At 56.7% G+C, this 3,116-nt stretch carries 3 protein-coding genes; all 3 read left to right on the top strand.

Going from position 1 to position 3,116, the window contains the following annotated elements:
- The coding region (locus tag H7U37_RS14640; RefSeq protein WP_204876873.1) for a hypothetical protein at window positions 1-1,383 on the top strand (1,383 nt) is incomplete at its 5' end.
- A 1-nt stretch (window position 1,384) separates the two neighbouring features.
- Window positions 1,385-1,540, top strand: a complete 156-nt coding sequence (locus tag H7U37_RS14635; RefSeq protein ID WP_204876872.1) for a hypothetical protein — start codon at window positions 1,385-1,387, stop codon at window positions 1,538-1,540.
- An 87-nt stretch (window positions 1,541-1,627) separates the two neighbouring features.
- Window positions 1,628-3,116 (top strand): tubulin-like doman-containing protein (locus H7U37_RS14630; protein WP_204876871.1); only part of this gene is annotated, 1,489 nt, incomplete at its 3' end.

Here is a 3,116-nt window from a genome sequence, read left to right as displayed (position 1 = left end):
ATGTTCTGGTGCAATCCCACTTTTGCTCTGGATAACCCCGCCGTTACCTTCCAGGCCAGCAGCATTTCGGTCCCCCGCAGTACCATCGCCGTGTGCAATGCCGCCGACAACTTCAAACATTCCCACAGCGAGTATATGGTACGCAAAACCAGCCTGAAAGGCCGTATCTTTGCCCTGCGTTTCTTCTCCGGCGTGCCCCTCTATGCCTATGAAGGTATCAAAATGCTGAAAGACGCCTATGATCAGACCGCTCACAAATACTCCGGCGCGGGGATCCACCTCTACGCCTATACCGGACGGGGAAACGACGGCTCAGGTGAAAAGGATTGGCGGAGCCTCCTCCCCGTACCCGTGCCCTACTCCAAAGCGCCGGACCTGTACCCGGACGGAAAAGACACACTGGCGCTCTACGATGCGGGAGAACAGGCCGGTATTATCTGCCGAAACCACAACTATTCCTATGTAATCCTCCAAACCGGACCGATAGAGATCCCCTCTTACACCTTGGACGACTTTATGAGGGACGGTCTGTTCCAGCGCGGTATGTTGCAACAGCGTCGGGAGGCCCTGAAGCAGCAGCTGGAGGACATTCACAAGCCCGGTATGGGGCAGGCAGAGGTTCTCCTCAAAAACGACGGCGATCCCAAGCTGGGAGAAAAGGCGGTTCTCCGGGTGCGGAAAGATCATTTCCTCGCCGCCCCCATGCTCCAGCGGATCGTCCGGGCGGAATTGCAAAAACGGGATGACCTGCAACGGGCAATTCACACCCTCAATGACATTGAGTGTGAGTATGATGGTTATGATGCGGACCTCGGCTTCTTTACCGACCTGCTCTTCTACGGTGTCCTTCGTTGTATCAACGACTGCGGTAATCCCTGTTACTATGTCAAAGACGACAAGGTCTACCATGAAAAGATCTCCTGCATTCTCTATACCTATATCAGCAGCGACATGGAAGTAGACCTGATCTTCTCTCAGAATGAGGAAGAGATGAGGTACGCCAAGGACTACCCCCTCTATCAGGCCTTCCTGACCTACCGTTCCCTCTCGCCGGAGGAGCAGCCCCGCCAGGAGCTGGATGAACTGATTCGGGAGCGCCGCAAGGCCCTTTTGCAGCCGGGCGACAATATCATCGGCTATATTCTGGAGCAGGAATGGGACAAATATGCGCTTGAAAGGCTGCGTGAATCCCTCTCTGGCTACCCCAAAGAGGAAAGAAACAGCTTGTTCCGGTTCTATCTGGGTCTGGTCCGCTGTATTGCTCAGTTCCATGAAAAATTTTCCGAGGAAGAGTGGCATAGTGGGATCGTTCCAAACGGGAAGGATGACCCCGCCCCCCAGCCCAAGGTGTGGACGGTGTACGACGGCAGACGTTATCTCTAATGTGTACGAAAACAACAATCCCAACTTCGGTTGGGCGCCCAGCATCCACCAGTGGGTTCCTCTGACCATCGATATGTATGTATGGGATGCTCTCTCCAACACCTGGCGTCCGATTGCGGAGGATAACGGCTTCTTCTCTTTTTTCCTGAAACAGTGATAACGTAATTTTTTGCACGTTTATTGAAATAGATGTTGTATTCTGCTTCTAAATCATGTATGTTTTATTGAGAAAGAGGGCGTTTGTATGACTTACGATTCTCTGTTGCTCCAATATGGCGGAGGCATTATTCCCGCTTGTCAGCAGTCCAAACAGTATGGCGGCGCGGCGGCGGTGGCCATCGGCATCGGCGGTACCGGTATCGCCGCCCTGGCCGAGCTCAAGCGCAAGGTCTATCAGCAGCTGGAGCCCGATAATCCGGGTGAACCCATTCCTCACTATGACCACATCCAGTTCCTGGCCATCGACTCCGACGAGACCGAGATCGACGGTATGCGCGGCAAGGCCCGGCTGAACAAGTTCTCCGAGTTCTTCTCCATCTCTAATCCTCATCTGAGGGCGGCGCTGAGCGGAAAGGACGTCATCAAAGCCAATCCCACCCTCAACTGGATGGACATTGACCGCATCAACTCCCTGCGCTTTCCCGTAGGATCCGGTGGGGTCCGGCAGGTGGGCCGCTATCTGCTTGTCAGCAAGGCCGCCGCGCTCAAGGTCAAAATTGAGGAAAAATGTGTCGCCGCTCTCAGGGGCCTCCAGAGCCCTATTCTGGATATCTACATCTTTGCCGGCACCTCGGGCGGCACCGGCTCCGGCTGCTTGTTAGATACCTGCTACATCGTCCGTAAGGCCCTGGAGGACCTCGGCTGGTCCTCTTTTGGCAACATTATGGGCTTCTTCTTCCTGCCCGACGTGGTGATTTCCGAACCGGGATTGGCCGGTGCCGCTTCCTTGGTGGAGGACAACTTTGCCAACAGCTATGCCACCCTCAAAGAGCTGGACTACCACATGGATTTGCGTCGGGTCCACGACCACTTTTCCCAGAACTATGGCTCCTTTACCGTGGATACCCAGGAGCCTCCCGTGGATATGTGCCACTTGATCTCGGCCACCGAGCCGGACAGCACTTTCCTGCCCGACGGCTTCCGCTATGCCACCCATCTGGCCGCCGACACTGTCATGGCCTATCTGGCCGACGTGGAGCTGGACAGCGCCGCGTCCGGCGACGACAAGGGTCTGACCATGCGCGGTCACCTGGCCAACGTCACCCACGGCATGGCGCTTTTGCCCGGCGGCCATAACGTAAATCGCGTTTACCATCTGCTGGGCGCTGCTGCCGCCGAGGTCCCCACCACCCAGATGGCCACCTACCTGGCCGCAGGATTTTATCATCGTTTCCAGGGCTGCGTGGGCCGTGACAAGGTGGTCCTCACCAAGCCCATCGTGGACGAGTGGGTGCAGAAGCTGGGGCTTACCACCAATCAGGTATATAACGAGCTGGTGCGCGGCTGTGACGCCCTCTTCCTCCCCGAGATTGAGCGCAAGGAACTGGCCGCCTATGGCCCCCTCCCCAAGGGCAAAGCGCCCCAGCCCTGGGCCGCTCCGGGCAACGATTGGATCGACCGCTGTTTCGGCAAGCGCGCCCAGAACCGCGCCGCCCTCAACGCCCCGCTGGTCTCCTTTGATTTCGATAAGGTTCCTACCGGCTCTCTGAGTGGCCGTATCTTCCGCAAGCTCT

The organism is Pseudoflavonifractor phocaeensis (assembly GCF_016901735.1).
Classification (GTDB): Bacteria; Bacillota; Clostridia; order Oscillospirales; family Oscillospiraceae; genus Pseudoflavonifractor_A.
Note: the sequence above shows the minus strand (reverse complement) of the source record. Positions and strands in the feature narration are given on the sequence as shown.